Raw genomic sequence first — 18,639 nt, 5'->3', positions numbered from 1 at the left:
GATTCGTTTCGCTACGGGGCGGGATCGGGCGCGCTAGCGTCCGTATTCGTACTGCTTGGGCTCGTCGTCGGCGGGGGGACGGGACAAGGCCGAACCCAGCCCTGCGGGACAGAAAGGGGTCTCTCCATGACCCTGAAATGGTTGGCTGTCGTGGTCGCGACGGTCTCGGTGACGCTGTGCATCACCGGCAACGCGGTGACCCTGACCCTGAACGGCGGGCAGCTTCCGCTGCTCGTCAACCTCTTCGCGCTCGCCACTGCGGGCACCGCGATCGTCCTGGCCGTCGTCGCCGAACTGCACGACCGGCTCAACGATCGGCTCACCGCGCTCACCGAGTTCCTGGTGGAGCGGCTGCGGGAGATCGAGGCACACACCGGCGACCGGAACTCCGGCTTCGTCGAGGGATACCTGCTGAGCCATGGCCAGGAGGCAGCGGTGGTGCCGTTCGGACGCCGGGGACGTGGAGCCGCCGAACGCTGAATCAGACCTGTCGCCCACACCGGATTCACGTCAGGATTGACCGGCCGAACCCGGGGTACGCTGTCGCGCGTGCCGCCGTTGAATCTGGGCAACCAGCAGCCGAAGACCCCGCTGAACGCCGACCAGGCCTGGCGGGCAACCGCCGACCGGGCGGCCGAGACCGTCCTCTTCTTCGACTTCGACGGCACCCTCGCGCCGGTCGCCGACGATCCGACACAGGTACAGCCCGCGCCAAAGGTGCTGGCCGCCATCGAGGCACTCGCCCCGATCGTGCGGCGCATCGCGATCGTCTCGGCCCGACCGGTGGAGTTCCTGCGCGAACACTTCGACGGGCTCACCGGCGTCGACCTGTACGGCCTCTACGGTCTTGAGCACAGCCATTCCGGCGGCGATACGGTCACCGAGCCGGCCGCACTGCCGTGGGTGCCCACAATGGCCGAACTCGCCGAGCTGGCCCGCTCCGAACTGCCACCCGGCACCCTCGTGGAGTACAAGCGGCTGTCGGTCGCCCTGCACTGGCGTACCGCGCCGCAACTCGCCGCCACCGTCGAGCAGTGGGGTCGCGATCAGGCCGAGCGCCTCGGCCTGCGGGTACAGGTCGGACGGATGGTCCTGGAAATCAAGCCGCCGGTCGACCGGGACAAGGGCATGGTCATCGACGAGCTGGTGCAGGGAGTACGCGCGGCCTGGTACTTCGGCGACGACGTCTCCGACATCAAGGCCTTCGCCGCGCTGCGGGCCCGGGCCGCCGCCGACCCGGACTTCCTCGGTGTCTGCGTGGCCGTCGCCAACCCGGAGACCGGCGACGAGGTCGCGGAGGCCGCCGACCTCACCATCGACTCCCCGGCCGACCTGGGCGACTTCCTCACCGAGGCCACCCACCACCTCACCTGAGCGGCTGGCCCGCCCCGGCTTTCACACCCCGTAGCGGCGCTGGCGGGTGGCGTAGGAACGCAGTGCGCGAAGAAAGTCGACGCGCCGGAAATCGGGCCAGTTCAGCTCGCAGAAGTAGAACTCCGAGTGTGCCGACTGCCAGAGCATGAAGCCGGAGAGTCGCTGTTCACCACTGGTCCGGATGATCAGATCCGGATCCGGCAGGCCACGGGTGTACAGGTGCTCGGAGATGTCGTCGACGTCGAGCGACCCGGCCAGGTCCTCCAGCGTGCCGCCGTTCGCCGCGTGCTCCAGCAGCAACGACCGCACCGCGTCGGCGATCTCCCGCCGGCCGCCGTACCCCACCGCGATGTTGACCTGGGCACTGCCGGTGCGTTCCCGGGTCCGTTCCTCGGCGGCCTTGAGCGCCGTGGCGAGGCGCGTCGGCAGCACGTCGAGCGCGCCGACCATCCGCAACCGCCAGGGATTGGCCTCCGCGGCCAGCTCGGTGGTGAGATCCTCGATGATCTGGAGCAGCGGATCCAGCTCCGCCGCCGGACGCGAGAGGTTGTCGGTGGAGAGCAGCCACAGGGTCACGTGCCCCACGCCGGCGGCGTCGCACCAACGCAGCAGTTCCTTGATCCGCTCGGCACCCATCCGATGCCCGTCATTCGGATCGACAAAGCCCATCTCCCGGGCCCATCTGCGGTTGCCGTCACACATCACACCCACGTGGCGGGGCACCGGACGGCCCGCGAGCTTGGCCGTGAGCCGCCGCTCGTAGACGGAGTAGAGAAGTTTCCGCAGAGTCATCACCTAGCAGGGTAGCGAGCCGCCCTACGGATCAGTGTGCCGGTGGCCGATGCCGCACCGACAGGCCGAGGGCGATCAGGCCGAGCGTCCGTCCGTCCAGCAGACCATCGCCCAGTCCCAGCTCGACCACCCTGCCGAAGACCCGTCCGTCCCGGCCGGCCGCCCGCACCGCCGCGTCCACCACCAGGCGACGCCGGGCCAGCCAGGCCGCCGCTGAGCTGTGCCGCAGGTGGGTGCCGAGCCGGCGGCGCAACTCGTCCGCGTACCGCCGCGCGGCGTGCTCGGGGGCACCGATCGCGGCGTGCCCGGCCAGCGCCCCGGACCGCAACGCGTAGAAGATTCCCTCGCCGGTCAGCGGATTTATCAGCGAGAGTGCGTCACCGGCGAGCACCACCCGACCCCGCCCCGCCGCCGGCCGGAAGGTGGACAGCGGCAGGTGATGGGCGCGCAGCGAGCTGACCGCCGCCGGATCCGTGCCCGGCAGCAGCGCGGCCAACCGGTCGAGCAGGTGCGCGCGGCTCAGCGACTCGCCCCGCAGCACCTCCCCGTACCCGACGTTCGCGCGGCCGTCACCGATCGGGAACGACCAGGCGTACGCCGGCCAGCGGGCGGCCGAGGTGACGATGAGCTGGGCGGGCGGTCCGGGCGGCGCAGGCGCGTACCCCCGGATGGCCAGGGCCAGGTGACGGTCGGGATTGTTCGGCTCGCCCAGCGCCCGACGCACGACGGATCCGGCGCCGTCGGCACCCACCACCACCCCGGCGGAGATCTCCCCGTCCAGCACGACCCGGTCGGCGCGCACCTCGACCCGGCGCACCGCCCGCCGGCCCAACGGCACGCCGTCCCGCACCGCCGCCGCCACCAGCCGTGCGTCGAACACCTGCCGCGGCACGGTGTACGCGGGCCGCGGCAACTCCCGCGCCACGGCACCACCGTCCGGCGCCACCAGCCGCAGCGCCGGCACCGGGGCGAATCCGGCCACCGCGTCGCGCACACCCAGTTCGGCGAGCACGTCCAACGCGTGCGCGGCGATACCGTCACCGCAGGCCTTGTCCCGGGGAAACTCGGCCCGGTCCAACAGCAACACCTCGGCACCCGCGCGGCGGGCCGCCAGGGCGGCAGCCACCCCCGCCGGCCCGGCCCCGACCACCACCACGTCGAACTCGTCGCGCACCGCCCCTCCTCCCGCTCCGCCGTCCGCCCGCTGCTCCACCGCTCGACTGCTCCGCCTCGGCTGCCCGGCACTCTCTCTGCTCTGCCGCCTTTGCTCTGCTTCACCCCACGCACTGCGATCGTCCCGGATCCAGCGCGCCCGTTGAAGCAGAGCAAAGGGACCGGCCCCGAAACGTCAACCCGCTCCCGGCCCCCAAGATCCAGACAACTTCCCTGATGTTGCTGTCTCCAGCTCGGCTGAGGCAGCAACATCCCTGAAGTTGTCCGGATCTTGGGGTGGGGCGGGGATGGGGGTCAGGGTGGGGTGGGGGTGGTCCGGGCGGCGCGGCGGATGCCGTAGACGGTGAGTACGGCGGCGACGACAAGCGGCGCGCCGTCGCGTACCAGGCCGTCGACGCCGAGCAGCCACCAGCACAACGGCAGGTCGACGGCGAGCACGGCGACCGTCACCACGATCAGCAGTGTGCCCGCCCAGCCTCGACCACGCATGAGGAACGCCGTGCAGAACAGCACCAGGTAGCTGGTCGCGATACCGGCACCCAGCCAGAGCAGCACGGCAGGCACGGCGAGCAACTGTCCGTCCAGGATCGCGGCGGTGGCGACAAGCGCCGGCACCAGCATCAGCGGGCTGTACGTGAACGCCGCGACCCGGCTGGTCAACAGCCAGGCGCTCGCCTCCGGCCGGCTCGGCGGCGTTTCCCGCCAGGAGATGCCGGAGCGGTCGATCACCAGCCGGGATCGGTGCCGCACCAGGTGCCCGGCCAGCGCCGACGACCGGTACAACAGCCAGACCACTGCCGCGCAGAGCGCGGTGAGCAGGGCGAAGCCGAGCAGGCCGGGCAGTGGCGGCACGCCCTGGCGGGGCACGATCAGCCGACCGACCGCGAAGACCGTGGTGACGGCGAGGATCAGGCCGAACGGGCGGGACACCGTCCGGCCGCGACGCACATGACCGATGAGCAGCAGGAAACCGAACGAGCGCAGCATCGCCCAGCCGGTGCGCACGGCGAGCCCGAAGCCCTGCTCCGGCGCGTACCACCAGTTGAGCACCTCGACCACGACGGTGGCTGCCGCCGTCACGGCCAACAGTGCGGTGAGCACCCGGACGGCGGACGGCCGCCGGACCTCGGTCTCGGCGGCCGTCCTCATGAAATCCGATGATGCCCGGATCTGTCGTCGATCACACCCCCTGCCGAGGCTGCTCCGCGTCGAGTCGGGCCCGCAGGGCGTCCAGCTCGGCCCAGAGGACACCGGGCAGCTTGTCGCCGAACTTCTCGAACCACTCGGTGACCAGCGGCAGCTCGTCGCGCCACTCGTCCGGGTCCACCTTGAGCGCGATGCGGACGTCCTCCGGCGTCATGTCCAGACCCTCGACGTCCAGAGAGTCCAGGGTCGGGACCATGCCGATCGGGGTCTCGACGGCATCCGCCCGGCCCTCGATCCGCTCGATGATCCACTTGAGCACCCGCGAGTTCTCGCCGAAGCCCGGCCAGAGGAACCCGCCCTCCGGGTCCTTACGGAACCAGTTGACGTAGTAGACCTTGGGCAGCTTCGACTCGTCGCCGTCGGCACCCTTGCCCATCTCGATCCAGTGCCGGAAGTAGTCGCCACCGTGGTAACCGATGAACGGCAGCATCGCCATCGGGTCGCGGCGGACCACGCCTACCGCACCGGAGGCGGCGGCCGTGGTCTCCGAGGAGAGCGTGGCACCCATGTAGACGCCGTGCACCCAGTCCCGGGCCTCGGTGACAAGCGGCACGGTGTCGCGACGCCGGCCACCGAACAGGATCGCGTCGATCGGTACGCCGTTCGGGTTGTAGTAGTCCTCCGCCAGGATCGGGCACTGGGTGATCGGGGTGCAGAACCGGCTGTTGGCGTGCGAGGAGAGGCTCTCGCTCTCCGGCGTCCAGTCGTTGCCCTTCCAGTCGATCAGGTGGGCCGGCGGTTCACCCATGCCCTCCCACCAGATGTCACCGTCGTCGGTGAGGGCGACGTTCGTGAAGATGGAGTTGCCCCGCTCCAGCGTCCGCATGGCATTGGCGTTGGTTTTCCAGTCGGTGCCCGGGGCGACGCCGAACAGGCCGTACTCCGGGTTGATCGCGTAGAGCCGTCCGTCCGGGCCGAACCGCATCCAGGCGATGTCGTCACCGATCGTCTCGACCTTCCAACCCGGGATGGTCGGCTCCAGCATGGCCAGGTTGGTCTTGCCGCAGGCCGACGGGAAGGCGCCGGCGATGTGGTAGACCTGCCCCTCCGGCGAGGTGATCTTCAGGATCAGCATGTGTTCGGCGAGCCAGCCCTCGTCGCGCCCCATCACGCTGGCGATACGCAGGGAGTAGCACTTCTTGCCGAGCAGCGAGTTGCCGCCGTACCCGGAGCCGAAGGACCAGATCTCCCGGGTCTCCGGGAAGTGGGAGATGTACTTGGTTTCGTTGCACGGCCAGGCCACGTCCTGCTGACCGGGGGCCAGCGGCGCGCCGATCGAGTGCAGGGCGTGCACGAAGTCGGCGTCGTCGCCCATGGCCTGCAGGACCGAGGCACCCATCCGGGTCATGATCCGCATCGAGGCGACCACGTACGGGCTGTCGGTGATCTCGACGCCGAACATCGGGCTCTCGGCCTCGACCGGGCCCATGCAGAACGGGATGACGTACATCGTCCGCCCGCGCATCGAGCCGCGGTAGAGATCCGTCATGGTCCGCTTCATCTCGGCCGGCGCCATCCAGTTGTTGGTGGGCCCGGCGTCCGCTTCGTCCACGGAACAGATGAAGGTGCGTTCCTCGACCCGGGCGACGTCCGTCGGGTCGGTGCGCGCGTAGAAGGAGTTGGGCTTCTTCTCGGGGTTCAGCCGGACGAGCGTCCCGGCTTCGACCAGCTCGTCGGTGAGGCGACGCCATTCCTGGTCGGACCCGTCCACCCAGACGACCTGCTCAGGGGTGGTCAGTTCAGCGACCTCACGGACCCAGGCGAGGAGTTTCGGGTGGGACGTAGGGGCCTGATCGATACCCCGAACGGTGGCCGGAGCAACCATGACACATCTCCTTGTGGTCGACGCTGACCGGTCTATGGAGTGCACGAGTCTTGGCGCCGCGATGCGCGTCGCCTTCGTGGAAACCTGGGATTGGCCTCAGCGTAAACCGAGGGACCTCTCCAGTCAGTGGGACTGGTTGTGAAGAACTGCACAAGGTGCGGTCACGCTGCGGCATCACGAGCCTTTACCCGCTTTCACGCGCAGTTTCACGCAAATCCTTCGGCGGACCTCCTGCTGGCGACACCCGCCCCGAGTCGGCGACGGCGTTTTTCGACCCGGAGCACCGAAGCGGAAAACAACACCCGATCGCACGGATCCGGTTACGCTCCGTTCGTGCCCGTCCGTGCCACCGCACCGGTGCACCCCGGTGCCCGTTGCTACCCGCTCCCGGGGCCGTCAACCGGTACGCTCGCACGGTGGCCGCCACAATGACCGGGGAGCCAGGCTCCCGGCAGACCCGCCCGGGTCTGGTTCACTCCCTGATCGACCGCTTCGGTCACCTCGTCCGGGAAATGAGCAAGTTCGCGACCGTCGGCGGGGTCGCCTTCCTCATCGACTTCGTCCTGTTCAACTACCTGATCGGCCCGCAGGGCGTCGAGCAGATCACGGCCAAGACGATCGCCACGGTCATCGCCGCGACCTTCGCCTTCCTGGGCAACCGGTTCTGGACCTGGCGCCACCGCAAGCGCTCCCACCCGGCGCGTGAGTACGCGCTGTTCTTCTTCTTCAACGCCGTGGGCCTGGGCATCGCGGTGGCCTGCCTCGCCATCAGCCACTACGGCCTCGGCAGCATCTGGCCGGCCGTCTTCCAGACCCGGCTGGCCGACAACGTCGCCAGCTTCATCGTGGGCACCGGGTTCGGCACGCTGTTCCGATTCTGGTCGTACCGACGGTTCGTCTTCGTCGAAGCGGGAACGCCACCCGTCGCGGAAGCGAACCAGGACCGCCGGGCGTGACCTGCCGCCCACTCGTTCGGTCGGAGCCAGCCGCCCCCGACCCACTGCCCTAAGGTGTTGCGCATGCCTCTCGTCCGTCTGCTGCCTGAGCGCTGGCAGAAGTTCATCCACGAGGCACTCAAATTCGGCCTGGTCGGTGGCATCAACACGGTCATCAATTACGCCGTGTTCAACGCGCTCGCACTCACGGTTTTCGTCGACGGCCAGTTGAAGGCGACAGTCGTCGCCACCATCGTCGCCACGATCACGTCGTATCTGATGAATCGGCACTGGACGTACCGTGATCGTCCAAAATCTGCGATGCAGCGGGAATACGCCCTGTTTTTCCTTTTCAACGGGGCTGGGCTGCTCATTGAACTCGGCGTGCTCGCCGCCGCCAAGTACGGGCTGGGCGTGACCGGCCTGCTGGCGTTGAACGTCGCGAAGACCGGTGGCGTGGTGCTGGCGACCCTGTTCCGCTTCTGGTCGTACCGGACCTTCGTCTTCCAGCCCGCCGCGCCCGCCGAGGCCACGCAGCGTTGGCACGGCCTGCCCCGCGACGAGTGGGACACGATGGCCGGGATGGACCCGGTGGCCGAGCTGGCCGAATCCGTGACGGAGCTGGAAGAGGAGCAACCACCAGCCGCCCGACCCGGCGTGACTCCCCGGCCGCTCCAGCCGAGGTCCGCGTCGTTGTCCGACGAAGCCGAGCTGACGGCGGCGTTGGACGCCGAGCTGGAGGCCGAGTTGGAGGCCCAGTTGCAGCCTGCCCCGGCCCCCCGCCGCCTCCGCCGCCGCTGACCTGTCGCCCCAGCGGTGCCGGAGCGGCCCCGGCGGCTACGCCCCGGCGCTCTTGTCGCGCTCGCTGAGGATCTCGCGTAGTTCACCGTCACCGAGCGAGTGCCGGTCGTGGAACGCCTCCACGAGTTCGTAGAGCTTCGTCTGGACCCGGTCGACCTTGGGCACGTCGTGCAGGACGGACTGCCCACGCTCGCCGGCCGACTCGATGGTGAGAGTCCCGTAGCCGAGCACGCGCCCGACGAACTGCTGGCTCATCGAGTGGTCGTTGACCCGGCTCAACGGGATGTCCCGGCGCTCCCGGGCGAACACGCCGTGCTGGAGCAGGACCCGCTCGTTCGTGAAGAGGTAGTGCGTGGTGCGCCAGGAGACGTACGGCCAGACGGCGAGGATCATCACGGCCAGCAGGGCCAGCCCGCCGATCACCGCCAGCGTCACGGAACCGGTCCCGCCCGAGGGCAGGAACAACACGCCGGCCACCACCGCGGCGATGGCGAGCACCAGCACCGCCACCGGCCGGATCAACGCCTTCCAGTGCGGGTGCAGGTGCAACACGACGTGCTCATCCTCGGTGAGCACGTCTTCGGGGAACGCCACGGAAACCTCCTCGCAGGAACGGACGCGCAGACCGTAACCCCCCACCGCCACCGCCCCACATCCGCCACGCGGCTCGTCCACCCCGGCCCCAGCGCCGGCGCCCGCCCCAGCCCCCGCGATCTTGCACTTACGGTCGCCGCAGTGCCCCTCATACACCTATTTGACCCGAACAAAAGTGCAAGATCGCGGGGCGCGAGTGGGCGGGGCGAGAGTGGGGTGGGGGGAGGGAGAGTCAGCGGAGGTGGCGGATGTCGGCGGCGGCGAGGCTGTGCTCGGCGGTGGGGGTGGTGAGGAGGAGGCGGCCGTCGGGGTCGATGCCGGTGGCGGTGCCGGTGAGGGTGGTGCCGTCGGGGAGCAGGGCGCTGACCTCACGGCCGATGGTGCCGCACGCCGCCAGGTACGCCTCGCGCAGACCGCTTGCCGTCGCGTCCCCACCGGCGTCACGCCACCGGGCGTACCAGTCGGCAACCGAGCGGAGCAAAGCCCGCAACAGCGGATCCCGGTCGGTGGCCGTCGCGCCGGCCAGTTGCAGCGAGGTGGCCGGCAGGCCGGTCGGATGCTCCGGTAGCTCGTCGGCGCGCAGCGTCACGTTCAGCCCGATACCGAGAACGACCGCCGGTGGATCACTCAGCCCGGGCCCGGGCACCCCCTCGGCGAGAATCCCGGCACACTTGGCACCCCCGATGAGCAGGTCGTTCGGCCACTTCAGGGTGGCGTCCAGCTCGGCCAGCAGCGTCACCGCCTCGACCAGCGCCACACCGGCCAGCAACGGCAGCCAGCCGTACCCCGCCGGTGGTGCCGGCGGCCAGCCGCGGGTCGGCGCGGTCTCGCCCGGCCGCAGCAGCACGCTTGTGGCGATGCCGGCGCGCGGCGGCGACTGCCAGACCCGCCCACGCCGTCCCCGGCCGGCGGTCTGCCGTTCGGCCACCACCACCAGGCCCTCCGGTTCCCCGGACCGGGCCGCCTCGGCGACGTCTGCGTTCGTGGACCCGGTCTCCGTCCGCAGCTCCAGCCGGGCCCATGGACCGTACGGCTCGACCAGCGCCCGACGCAGCCGGGCCGCCGACAGCGGCGGACGATCCAGATCGGTGTACGGAGAACCCGGCACGTCACCAGCCTACGGGTAGGCCGGTGAGGCGAAGTGCACAGCGGCACCGACCTGAACCATCGTTATATTCCCAGGGTGACTACCGAGACCGGGACCAACATCCACAGCACCGCGGGCAAGCTGGCGGACCTGGCACGACGGGTCGACGAGGCGGTGCACGCCGGGTCGGCCCGCGCCGTGGAGAAGCAGCACGCACGCGGCAAGAAGACCGCCCGGGAGCGCATCGAGATGCTGCTCGACGAGGGGTCGTTCGTCGAACTGGACGAGTTCGCCCGGCACCGGTCCACAAACTTCGGGCTGGACCGGACCCGCCCCTACGGCGACGGTGTGATCACCGGCTACGGCACCATCGACGGCCGCCAGGTCTGCGTGTTCGCCCAGGACTTCACGGTCTTCGGCGGCTCCCTCGGCGAGGTCTTCGGCGAGAAGATGGTCAAGGTGATGGACCTGGCCATGAAGATCGGCTGTCCGGTCATCGGCATCAACGACTCCGGTGGTGCCCGGATCCAGGAGGGCGTGGCGTCACTCGGTCTGTACGGCGAGATCTTCTTCCGCAACGTCCGCGCCAGCGGCGTCATCCCGCAGATCTCGCTCATCATGGGCCCGTGCGCCGGTGGCGCGGTCTACTCCCCCGCGGTCACCGACTTCACCGTGATGGTCGACCAGACCTCGCACATGTTCATCACCGGACCGGACGTCATCAAGACCGTCACCGGCGAGGACGTCGGCATGGAGGAGCTGGGCGGCGCCCGCACCCACAACAGCCGCAGCGGCAACGCGCACTACCTGGCCACCGACGAGGACGACGCGATCGACTACGTCAAGGCGCTCCTCTCCCACCTGCCCTCGAACAACCTGGACGAGCCGCCGGTCTTCGACGCGCCGGCCGACCTGGAGATCAGCGACGAGGACCGGGAACTGGACACGCTGATCCCCGACTCGGCCAACCAGCCGTACGACATGCACCGGGTGATCGAGCACGTGCTCGACGACGGGGAGTTCCTGGAGGTCCAGCCGCTCTACGCGCAGAACATGGTGGTCGGCTTCGGTCGGGTCGAGGGCCGCCCGGTCGGCGTGGTGGCCAACCAGCCGATGCACTTCGCCGGCACCCTGGACATCGCGGCGAGCGAGAAGGCGGCCCGCTTCGTACGCACCTGCGACGCCTTCAACATCCCGGTACTGACCTTCGTGGACGTGCCCGGCTTCCTGCCCGGCACCGGCCAGGAGTGGGACGGCATCATCCGCCGCGGCGCCAAGCTCATCTACGCGTACGCCGAGGCCACCGTCCCGAAGGTCACCGTCATCACCCGAAAGGCCTACGGCGGGGCGTACGACGTGATGGGCTCCAAGCACCTGGGGGCCGACCTCAACTTCGCCTGGCCGACCGCCCAGATCGCGGTGATGGGCGCGCAGGGCGCGGTGAACATCCTCTACCGACAGGAACTGGCCACCGCCGAGGATCCGGCCGCCGTCCGTGCCGAGCGGATCGCCGAGTACGAGGACACCCTCGCCAACCCGTACGTGGCCGCCGAGCGCGGGTACGTCGACGCGGTGATCCCGCCACGCGAGACCCGTACCCAGATCGTCCGGGCGCTGCGGGTGCTGCGTACCAAGCGGGAGACCCTCCCGCCCAAGAAGCACGGCAACATCCCGCTGTAGTCGCCATGAACGGGCCCCTCCCGCACCCAGGGGCGTCGGGAGGGGCCGGTCAGCAGGCTGGATTGGCCGCCACACACAGTCGCCCGGCGGCGATGGTCGCCAGCCGTCTCAGCTCCGACTCGCTCGTGCCGGACTCGACCCCGACGACCGTGACCAGGTCACCGACCCGCACCACGGCGATGACGTTCGGCGGCATCGGCGCGGCGAGCACCTCACCGTTGGCGTCGCCTCGACGCGTCTCACCGACCGTGTGGCGGATCAGTACCGACTCGTCTCCGGCGAACTGCCTGTCGACCACCGCCCAGCTCTGCATCGCGTGGAAGTCGGCCCACTCCGTCATGTCGTCGTTGATCGAGCCGATCTCGATGCTCTCCCAGGCCAGACAATGTTCGACCCGCCGATCGATGCCGGCGAAGAGGGTCCGCTCCATCTCAGGCGTGATGCGATAGACGTCCTGTATGAGCACGATCGACAGGTCGTCTTTCAGGGCCATCCCGTCCTCGCCCCGCACCTCGTCCGGACGCGTCATGAACTGGGAGCGGGAGTAACGGGACGTATCCCAGTCGGGGGACATTCCCTTCGCCTCTAGGCACCTCGCCAACTCGGGATTGATCACGATCGGCTCGGCCAGGCCCGCGTTGACGGTCGGGGCGTCGACCTCCATCGGCAGATCCTCGGGCTGTAACAGCGCCTCGAACGGAATCTCCGCCCGCGTGATCGCACCGCCCTCCGCCGGCGTCGTCGCCTGCCGAGACGGCAGTGCGACGACTGCCATCAGCGGGATGGACAGCACGGCAACGCCGACGGCGACGGCCGCCGCCCGGAGCCGGCTGCGTCGCCGCGCCACCGCACGCACCTCGGCGGTGTCGAGCCAGCGGGCGGCCCGCAACTCCTGTTGCACCCGTTCCACCAGGCTGATGTCGTCGTCAGGCCGCACCGGTAACCTCCTCCAGATCAGACACGGCCAGTAGTCCGGCCAACGCGGCGCGTCCCCGGGCGAGTCGGGCCTTGACGGTGCCGACCGGCGCGCCGGTCTCCCGGGCTACATCGGCGACGGGCATACCCACCAGGTAGTACAGCGCGATCGCAACCCGTTGTTCCTCGGGAAGCCGGCGCAGGGCGGCAACCACTTCGACGGTGTCGGTGGTGGGCTCCGGCACGTTGTCGACCGCGCCGTGCCGCAGGTAGGCCCGGGCCCGGCTGCGCAGGCTGCGCCAGCGGCTCACCGCGATCCGGGCCGCCACCACGCGTACCCACGCCTCCGGGTCGTCGTAGCCGCCCACGGTGGACCAGCGCTGCCAGGCCCGGATGAACGCCTCCTGCACCGCGTCCTGAGCCTCGGTGAGGTCACCGGTCAGCACGTAGACGTAACCGAGCAGCCGTTGCCGGCTGCCCCGGTAGAACTCGTCGAACCCCTCGACGTCGGCCACCTGCACCTCCCCGTACCTGACAGAGCACACGCACCGGGGGGTGGGGCAGGTTGCCGAACGGGCGACGGAATCAGGTGAGGCCGGCCTCGGCCAGTAGCGGTCCGGCCAGCATCAGGCCGCCGGCCACCAGCACGACGAGGTTGACCAGGCCGAAGAGGACCACCCAGAAGAACGCCGGCAGCGGGGTGATCCCGGCCAACTGGTCGGCGTCGGAGGCCGGCATCCCGCGCCGCGCGCGCAGTCGCTGCAACTCCACCACCGGGCGTACGCCGCCGAGCAGCAGGAACCACACTCCGGTCCAGGCGAAGGCGGCCTGGACCTGCGGGCTGGCGTACCAGGAGACGGCGAGCACCGCACCGCCGGTGATCACCAACGTCAACGCACCGTAGAGGTTGCGGATCATGACCAGCATGGCGAGCAGCAGGATCACCGCGATCCACAGCAGCAGGGTGATCCGGTTGCCGGCGAGCAGCCACGCCCCACCCAGGCCCACCAGGGGCGGGGCCAGGTATCCGGCGAGCAGGGTGAGCACCATGCCCGGGCCGGTGGGGCGGCCGGCGGACAGGGTCAGTCCGGAGGTGTCCGAGTGCAGCCGGATGCCGTGCAGCTTGCGTCCGGTCAGCACGGCGACAAGCGCGTGACCGCCCTCGTGGGCGATGGTGATCGCGTTGCGGGCGATCCGCCAGGGCAGCCGGGTGACCACGACCAGCAGCGCGACCAGGCCGGTGAGCACCACAAGCAGCGGGGGCGGGTCGGGCTGCGCGCCGAGCAGGCGGTTCCAGAACTCGGTCATGCCCTCGATCGACACCATGGCGCGCGAGCCTACCGCCCCGCCCGACATGCACCTAGGGTCGGGCGGCCGTTCCAGCGTCGGTCCCGGGTCAACCGGTCGTATCGAGGGAGAGTGACCAGGTGGCCACGCTGCGTTGATCACCAGGTGGGCCGCCGCCACAACCGGGACATTGAAAGTTTTCTTAATCCCTCTTGCCCTGGCGGACAGTTGCCTTCAAAGATGTCTGTCTATCGACAGTCGTCTCAGGAGGACGCCATGGGTCGGACCAGATCATCGTTGCGTCGGCTGACCGCCGCCGCACTCACCGTACTCGCCACCGCTGCCGCCGGTCTCGTCGCCACCGCGACCCCGGCTGCCGCCGCCACCGTGCCGGGCATCGACGTCTCGCGCTACCAGGGCACCATCAACTGGACGAGCGTCCGCAACTCAGGCATCCAGTTCGCCTTCATCAAGGCCACCGAGGGTACGAGCTACAAGGACCCGAACTTCAACGCCAACTACGTGAACGCGTACAACGCGGGTGTGATCCGCGGCGCGTACCACTTCGCCCGGCCCAACATCTCCTCCGGCGCGGTCCAGGCGAACTTCCTGGCCTCCAACGGCGGCGCCTGGTCGGCGGACAGCCGCACCCTGCCGGCGGCGCTGGACCTGGAGGCGAACCCGTACAGCGGCGGATACTGCTACGGCCTGAGCACCACCGGCATGCGCAACTGGGTGCAGGACTTCCTCAACACCTACCGGTCCCGCACCGGCCGCTACGCGGTCATCTACACCACCACCAGCTTCTGGAACCAGTGCACCGGTTCCTGGAGCGGGCCGTGGAACAACCACCCGCTGTGGGTGGCCCGCTGGTCGTCCTCCGTCGGCGCCCTGCCGGCCGGCGCACCGTTCTGGAGCTTCTGGCAGTACACCGACTCGGGCAGCGTCTCCGGCATCAGCGGCGGCGTCGACCGCAACTACTGGAACGGTGACCGCAGCCGGCTGATCGCGCTGGCCAACAACACCTGACGTACGCCGCGACGGCGGGCCGGCGTCCTTCACTCGGAGACGGACGTCAGCCTGCCGCCGCGCCGTTCACGACCCCTGGCGTCGTCGCGCCGGGCCTCGCCGGCAATCTCAGGCCCGCCGCCGCGCGGCCATCGCGACCGGCACGGTCATGCCACCTCGACGGGACACACTGCCCCGGCGGGTGAGGTGCCAGCCGGCGAACGCGGCACCGGCGAGCGTCACCAGGCTCAGCATCGTCGCCAGCACCGCGACTCCGACGGTGGCGACAAGCAGTACGACGTTGCCCAGCACCACTGCCGTCCAGAGTGCCAGCCGGGGCCGGGCATCCCTTCCTCGGTAACCCATCTCGGGCCTCCCTTCCGTCGTCGGAGATCAGATACCCCGGACGGCGGAGGGCCATGCCTGTCGATCAGTCCTGACGGTCCGGCACGAACTCGCGGAAGATCATCTCGAAGTTCTCCAGCTGCGCGTCCCACTCCCGGTCCGCGACCTCCCAGCGCAGCGCGAAGCCCCGGTTGCTGGCGGTGACGAAGCCCCGGTTACGGGTCCGGATGCGGGTGTTGTCGCGATCTTCCCGCCAGTCCCAGTCCGCGCAGGTACGCCACTTGCAGTCGAAGGACGAGATGTTGATGTACTGGTAGTTGCGGACGACATTCTTCCGGCCGGACTCGATGGCTCGCCACGCGGCGGCCGCGTCGCGCTGCGGCCGGTCGGTGCGGTCGATAAGCAGCTCGCGGACGCCGTTCGGCTCCTTGTACAGCACCCACGTGCCACCGGCGCTACGCCGCCAGCCGTCAGGTACCGGCACCTTGAAACCGACCGGGTCGGTACGCAGCGTCCACCCCTCCGGCAGGCCACCTGCCGTTTCCGAGGGACTGGGCGAGGCCGACGGGCTGGGCGAGGCGGATGGGCTGGTAGCCGGGTCGCTCGGCGGCGGTGCGGCCGGTTCAGAACTGGCCGAAGGCGGCGCGCTGCTGGTGCGGCCCGCGTCCGTCGGTGTCCCGCCGTCCTCGTCGCCGCTGGTGAGCAGCGGCACCGCCACCACCAGGCCGAGCAGCAGCAGCGCGACCAGCGCGCCGACGAGCACCGCGCGTCGGGTCCGTTCCGAGCGGAACTGCCCGGCCTTGAAGACCGAGCCACGTGCCGGTGCCGGGCTCACCGGCGCCGCCGGCATGACCGAGGTCGGCTGCGGCGTACTCCGCGTGCTGTCGCCCGTCGATCGCCCGGCGCTACCGGCGCGTTCGGCTGCACCCGACGTCGACGCGGGCCGGTCGACCCGCGCCGCAGCCGACGTGCCGCTGCCCCCGGTCGCCGCGTCGGGCGCAGCGCTGCTCAGACCCCGATCGGCGACGCCGCCCGATCCGGCCAGGTCCGTCGCGGCCCCGCCGCCGGTCGTGCCGGCCTCCGTCGCGGTCGGCGTGCCGGAGGCGGCCTCGTCCGCAGTGGCGGTGCTCTCCGTGGCGTCGGTGTTCGTCGCGGCCGGGCCTGACAGCGCGGCGTCCCCAGGGGGTGCCTCGCCAGCCGTTGCGCCGGTCTCCGTCGCGTCGGCACCCGGGGCCGAGCCGGTCCGGTCGCCTGCGGCGTCCGAGCCGGCCTTGTCGTTCGAGGACGTGGCCGGCCCGTCACCGGTGCCGTCCCCCGGCGCTGCGGCCGCCGCAGCGGCGGTCGAGGCGGTGCCAGCAGCGGCGGCCGGCGCGGTGTCCCCGTCGCCCGTCGGCAAGTCGGTCCGCGACCGTCCGCTCTCCGGGTCATCCGCCCGACCGGCCTGCGGTGGGTCGGGCGGTGAGACCTTCGCCGTCGGGTCGACATCGGCGCTGCCGCTCGCGTCGGCGACCTTGGCCGTCGGCGCGGCGTCGGCACCGGCGACCTTCGCGGTCGGGTCGACGTCCGAGCCGGGCTGGGCAGCGGTAGCGGGATCCGATGTGGAACCGGCTGCCGCAACACCGCCGGCCAGTGACCCGGAGGTGGGTGGCGTGCGGGGCGCGGGCGGGGTCACAGGCGTCGCTGGCCGCTCGCCGGAGGGGCGAGGTGCCGGCACCAACGGTGGGCGCGGCTCGCGCGGTCCGTTCGGCCCGGGCCGGCGTACGCCGTCGAGCAGTGAGATGCCCCGGGCCCGGCGGCCGCTGGCCCGGCGGAGCATGCGCTCAGCGGACTCGGCGGTGATCCGCTCCTGCGGATCCTTGCGGAGCAGCCCGGCGAGCACCTGCTTGAGCGGTCCGGCGTTGCGGGCCGGCGGCACCGGCTCGGTGGCCAGCGCGGCCAGCGTGCTGATCGCGGAGGGCCGCGCGTAGGGGGACTTGCCCTCCACGGCGGCGTACAGGGTGGCACCGAGCGACCACAGGTCGGCCTCGGGACCGAAGGTGCCGTCGCGGGCGCGCTCCGGCGCGATGTACGCGGGCGAGCCGAGCACCATGCCGGTACGGGTGACGTTCGGGTCACCGGGGATCGTGGCCAGCCCGAAGTCGGTGAGCACGACCCGACCGTCGGTGCCGAGCAACACGTTGCCGGGCTTGACGTCGCGGTGCATGATGCCGGCCTTGTGCGCGGCCTTCAGCGCGTTCAGCACGCCCAGACCGATCTCCACCGCTCGCGCGGGTGACACCGGACCGTCCTCGGCGATGGTGTCCTGCAGCGACCTGGACGCCACGTACTCCATGACGATCCACGGGTCACCGTCGGTGCGGAGCACGTCGAAGATGCGTACCACGTTTATGTTGTTGAGGCGGGCGATGGCGCGTGCCTCACGCAGCGAACGCTCGCGCATCTCACGACGCTCGTCGCTGGTCAGGCCCGGCGGCGGAACCAACTCCTTGATCGCGACATCGCGGTGCAGCACCTCGTCGCGCGCCCTCCAGACCCGACCCATGCCGCCCTGACCGAGCGGCGAGAGGAGCCGGTACCGGTCGGCGACGAGTTGGGGGGACGCTTCTGACATCGCTGAGACGGTACCCGGCAGCGCAGACGGTCACACCGCCGGCACGCCACTGTGCGATGAAGATCAAGGTCACGGCGCGTACCCTGAGGTCATGTCTGTCGAAGAGCCGCTGTTCCGGATCGTGCGCGGCGTACCGACCGTCGAGGAACTGGCCGCGTTGGTGGGCGCGATCGCCGTACGATCCCGCCCGGCGGTCCGGCCCACGCCGGCACCGGCGTCGGTCTGGGCGCGCAGTGGCCGTCCGGTGGGCGCGGCGCTGACGCCCGGTGTCGCCGCGTGGCGCAGCTCCGGCCTCCCCCGCTGACAAATCTGGTACGCCGCATCCCTGCCGGCGCAGCCTGAGTGACGAACCGTCGGGGCTGCCGGAGGCGGCGTCGACCGTCTAACCTCACTCAGGGGAGCGAGCCCGTGACAGATTGGGAGGGCCGATGATCCCTGAGGAGGATCGACAAGCAGCCTGGCTACGCGGTGCCGGGGGCGTCGAGGCCGACATCCGCCAGCTACGAGACTTCGCCGAGCAGCTCCGCGCCGAGGTGGAGAGCAGTTACGCGCCACACCTGCGGTACATCGCCGACGACATGCTCACCGCCGTGCCCAACCCGGCCGACGCGTTCATCGAGCTGGTGCAGTTCATGCGTACCCACTGGGAGACCCAACAGGCGACGACAAACGCGGTCTGGGGCGTCGGTGACACCACCGGCCACCTCGCCGAGGCCGCCAAGCTCGTGGCCGAGCAGTACGCCGACACCGACGCCTTCGCCGCGGCCCGCGTGACCGACGTCCACCAGGCACTCGGACGGCCCGGCACGCCACCACCGCCGGCCGTGTCGTCGCCATCGCTGACCGACCCGACCGGCACCGACAGCACCGACCCGGTGGTGATGCCGTGAGGGAACCGGGCATCGGCCGCAGCGGCGGGCTGACCGACTGGCACCTGATGAACGTCGCCGACATGTGGGCCTGCCTCCAGAGCCACCGGACCGAAAACCACTGGCGTCACGTCGCC

At 70.5% G+C, this 18,639-nt stretch carries 18 protein-coding genes and 1 pseudogene; 8 read left to right on the top strand and 11 right to left on the bottom strand.

Features of this window, described 5'->3' with window-relative positions; genetic code table 11:
• Window positions 1-126: 126 nt before the first annotated feature.
• Window positions 127-480, top strand: a complete 354-nt coding sequence (locus AB0I71_RS02940; protein WP_164446118.1) for a hypothetical protein — start codon at window positions 127-129, stop codon at window positions 478-480.
• Window positions 481-549: 69 nt separating this feature from the next.
• Window positions 550-1,374 carry a trehalose-phosphatase gene (gene otsB / locus AB0I71_RS02935; RefSeq protein WP_357581531.1) on the top strand — a complete coding sequence of 275 codons (825 nt, stop codon included), beginning with the start codon at window positions 550-552 and terminating at the stop codon, window positions 1,372-1,374.
• A gap of 21 nt (window positions 1,375-1,395) precedes the next feature.
• On the opposite strand, the gene AB0I71_RS02930 is transcribed toward otsB, so the two are convergent.
• From AB0I71_RS02930 to AB0I71_RS02915, 4 genes are all read right to left on the bottom strand, one after another.
• Window positions 1,396-2,166 carry an isoprenyl transferase gene (locus AB0I71_RS02930; RefSeq protein ID WP_357581530.1) on the bottom strand — a complete coding sequence of 257 codons (771 nt, stop codon included), beginning with the start codon at window positions 2,164-2,166 and terminating at the stop codon, window positions 1,396-1,398.
• 31 nt (window positions 2,167-2,197) lie between these two features.
• Entirely contained in the window at window positions 2,198-3,340 is a 1,143-nt protein-coding gene (locus AB0I71_RS02925; RefSeq protein WP_357581529.1) for a geranylgeranyl reductase family protein, read from the bottom strand.
• Window positions 3,341-3,633: 293 nt separating this feature from the next.
• Window positions 3,634-4,488 (bottom strand): hypothetical protein, encoded by an 855-nt coding sequence (locus tag AB0I71_RS02920; RefSeq protein WP_357581528.1) that lies wholly within the window; start codon window positions 4,486-4,488, stop codon window positions 3,634-3,636.
• Window positions 4,489-4,519: 31 nt separating this feature from the next.
• Entirely contained in the window at window positions 4,520-6,370 is a 1,851-nt protein-coding gene (locus AB0I71_RS02915) for a phosphoenolpyruvate carboxykinase (GTP) (RefSeq protein ID WP_357581527.1), read from the bottom strand.
• 428 nt (window positions 6,371-6,798) lie between these two features.
• On the opposite strand from AB0I71_RS02915, the gene AB0I71_RS02910 reads away from it, so the two are divergent.
• Together AB0I71_RS02910 and AB0I71_RS02905 are read left to right on the top strand one after the other, a co-directional pair.
• Window positions 6,799-7,326: a GtrA family protein gene (locus tag AB0I71_RS02910; RefSeq protein WP_357581621.1), complete on the top strand. Its 528-nt coding sequence runs from the start codon at window positions 6,799-6,801 to the stop codon at window positions 7,324-7,326.
• A gap of 63 nt (window positions 7,327-7,389) precedes the next feature.
• Entirely contained in the window at window positions 7,390-8,106 is a 717-nt protein-coding gene (locus AB0I71_RS02905) for a GtrA family protein (protein WP_357581526.1), read from the top strand.
• A 36-nt stretch (window positions 8,107-8,142) separates the two neighbouring features.
• Here the strand turns inward: AB0I71_RS02905 and AB0I71_RS02900 are convergent, their stop codons facing one another.
• Both AB0I71_RS02900 and AB0I71_RS02895 read right to left on the bottom strand, forming a co-directional pair.
• Window positions 8,143-8,700 (bottom strand): PH domain-containing protein, encoded by a 558-nt coding sequence (locus AB0I71_RS02900; protein WP_357581525.1) that lies wholly within the window; start codon window positions 8,698-8,700, stop codon window positions 8,143-8,145.
• 232 nt (window positions 8,701-8,932) lie between these two features.
• Window positions 8,933-9,808: a biotin--[acetyl-CoA-carboxylase] ligase gene (locus tag AB0I71_RS02895; protein ID WP_357581524.1), complete on the bottom strand. Its 876-nt coding sequence runs from the start codon at window positions 9,806-9,808 to the stop codon at window positions 8,933-8,935.
• A 75-nt stretch (window positions 9,809-9,883) separates the two neighbouring features.
• On the opposite strand from AB0I71_RS02895, the gene AB0I71_RS02890 reads away from it, so the two are divergent.
• Entirely contained in the window at window positions 9,884-11,467 is a 1,584-nt protein-coding gene (locus AB0I71_RS02890) for an acyl-CoA carboxylase subunit beta (protein WP_357581523.1), read from the top strand.
• 49 nt (window positions 11,468-11,516) lie between these two features.
• Here the strand turns inward: AB0I71_RS02890 and AB0I71_RS02885 are convergent, their stop codons facing one another.
• From AB0I71_RS02885 to AB0I71_RS02875, 3 genes are all read right to left on the bottom strand, one after another.
• Complete coding sequence (locus AB0I71_RS02885) at window positions 11,517-12,404, bottom strand: hypothetical protein (protein WP_357581522.1); 888 nt, start codon at window positions 12,402-12,404, stop codon at window positions 11,517-11,519.
• Entirely contained in the window at window positions 12,394-12,897 is a 504-nt protein-coding gene (locus tag AB0I71_RS02880) for a SigE family RNA polymerase sigma factor (RefSeq protein WP_357581521.1), read from the bottom strand. The genes AB0I71_RS02885 and AB0I71_RS02880 overlap by 11 nt, the downstream gene beginning before the upstream one ends.
• 70 nt (window positions 12,898-12,967) lie before the next feature.
• The gene (locus AB0I71_RS02875) at window positions 12,968-13,708 is read right to left on the bottom strand and encodes a M50 family metallopeptidase (RefSeq protein ID WP_357581520.1); all 741 of its coding nucleotides are present in this window, start codon (window positions 13,706-13,708) and stop codon (window positions 12,968-12,970) included.
• A gap of 237 nt (window positions 13,709-13,945) precedes the next feature.
• Here AB0I71_RS02875 and AB0I71_RS02870 point away from each other — a divergent pair, with 237 nt between their 5' ends.
• On the top strand, window positions 13,946-14,698 hold the full coding sequence (locus tag AB0I71_RS02870; protein ID WP_357581519.1) for a GH25 family lysozyme: 753 nt from the start codon (window positions 13,946-13,948) through the stop codon (window positions 14,696-14,698).
• Window positions 14,699-14,806: 108 nt separating this feature from the next.
• Here AB0I71_RS02870 and AB0I71_RS02865 read toward each other — a convergent pair whose 3' ends face one another.
• Both AB0I71_RS02865 and AB0I71_RS02860 read right to left on the bottom strand, forming a co-directional pair.
• Window positions 14,807-15,043, bottom strand: coding sequence for a hypothetical protein (locus AB0I71_RS02865; RefSeq protein WP_357581518.1), 237 nt, complete (start codon window positions 15,041-15,043; stop codon window positions 14,807-14,809).
• A 1,195-nt stretch (window positions 15,044-16,238) separates the two neighbouring features.
• Window positions 16,239-17,633, bottom strand: a pseudogene (locus AB0I71_RS02860) (protein kinase); the annotation flags it as partial.
• A 91-nt stretch (window positions 17,634-17,724) separates the two neighbouring features.
• Here AB0I71_RS02860 and AB0I71_RS02855 point away from each other — a divergent pair.
• Both AB0I71_RS02855 and AB0I71_RS02850 read left to right on the top strand, forming a co-directional pair.
• Window positions 17,725-17,937 (top strand): acyl-CoA carboxylase subunit epsilon, encoded by a 213-nt coding sequence (locus AB0I71_RS02855; protein WP_357581517.1) that lies wholly within the window; start codon window positions 17,725-17,727, stop codon window positions 17,935-17,937.
• A gap of 124 nt (window positions 17,938-18,061) precedes the next feature.
• Window positions 18,062-18,523 carry a hypothetical protein gene (locus AB0I71_RS02850; RefSeq protein ID WP_357581516.1) on the top strand — a complete coding sequence of 154 codons (462 nt, stop codon included), beginning with the start codon at window positions 18,062-18,064 and terminating at the stop codon, window positions 18,521-18,523.
• The last annotated feature ends 116 nt before the right edge of the window (window positions 18,524-18,639 follow it).

Origin of the sequence: Micromonospora sp. NPDC049891, from assembly GCF_040660295.1 — a bacterium.
GTDB lineage: Bacteria > Actinomycetota > Actinomycetes > Mycobacteriales > Micromonosporaceae > Micromonospora.
This window is presented reverse-complemented; position numbering and strand designations above follow the sequence as displayed.

Coding starts and splice junctions, on each gene's coding strand:
- AB0I71_RS02940 (WP_164446118.1), top strand. CDS start 127: ATGACCCTGAAATGGTTGGCTGTCGTGGTCGCGACGGTCTCGGTGACG.
- AB0I71_RS02930 (WP_357581530.1), bottom strand. CDS start 2,166: ATGACTCTGCGGAAACTTCTCTACTCCGTCTACGAGCGGCGGCTCACG.
- AB0I71_RS02920 (WP_357581528.1), bottom strand. CDS start 4,488: ATGAGGACGGCCGCCGAGACCGAGGTCCGGCGGCCGTCCGCCGTCCGG.
- AB0I71_RS02915 (WP_357581527.1), bottom strand. CDS start 6,370: ATGGTTGCTCCGGCCACCGTTCGGGGTATCGATCAGGCCCCTACGTCC.
- AB0I71_RS02910 (WP_357581621.1), top strand. CDS start 6,799: ATGACCGGGGAGCCAGGCTCCCGGCAGACCCGCCCGGGTCTGGTTCAC.
- AB0I71_RS02905 (WP_357581526.1), top strand. CDS start 7,390: ATGCCTCTCGTCCGTCTGCTGCCTGAGCGCTGGCAGAAGTTCATCCAC.
- AB0I71_RS02875 (WP_357581520.1), bottom strand. CDS start 13,708: ATGGTGTCGATCGAGGGCATGACCGAGTTCTGGAACCGCCTGCTCGGC.
- AB0I71_RS02870 (WP_357581519.1), top strand. CDS start 13,946: ATGGGTCGGACCAGATCATCGTTGCGTCGGCTGACCGCCGCCGCACTC.
- AB0I71_RS02865 (WP_357581518.1), bottom strand. CDS start 15,043: ATGGGTTACCGAGGAAGGGATGCCCGGCCCCGGCTGGCACTCTGGACG.
- AB0I71_RS02855 (WP_357581517.1), top strand. CDS start 17,725: ATGTCTGTCGAAGAGCCGCTGTTCCGGATCGTGCGCGGCGTACCGACC.
- AB0I71_RS02850 (WP_357581516.1), top strand. CDS start 18,062: ATGATCCCTGAGGAGGATCGACAAGCAGCCTGGCTACGCGGTGCCGGG.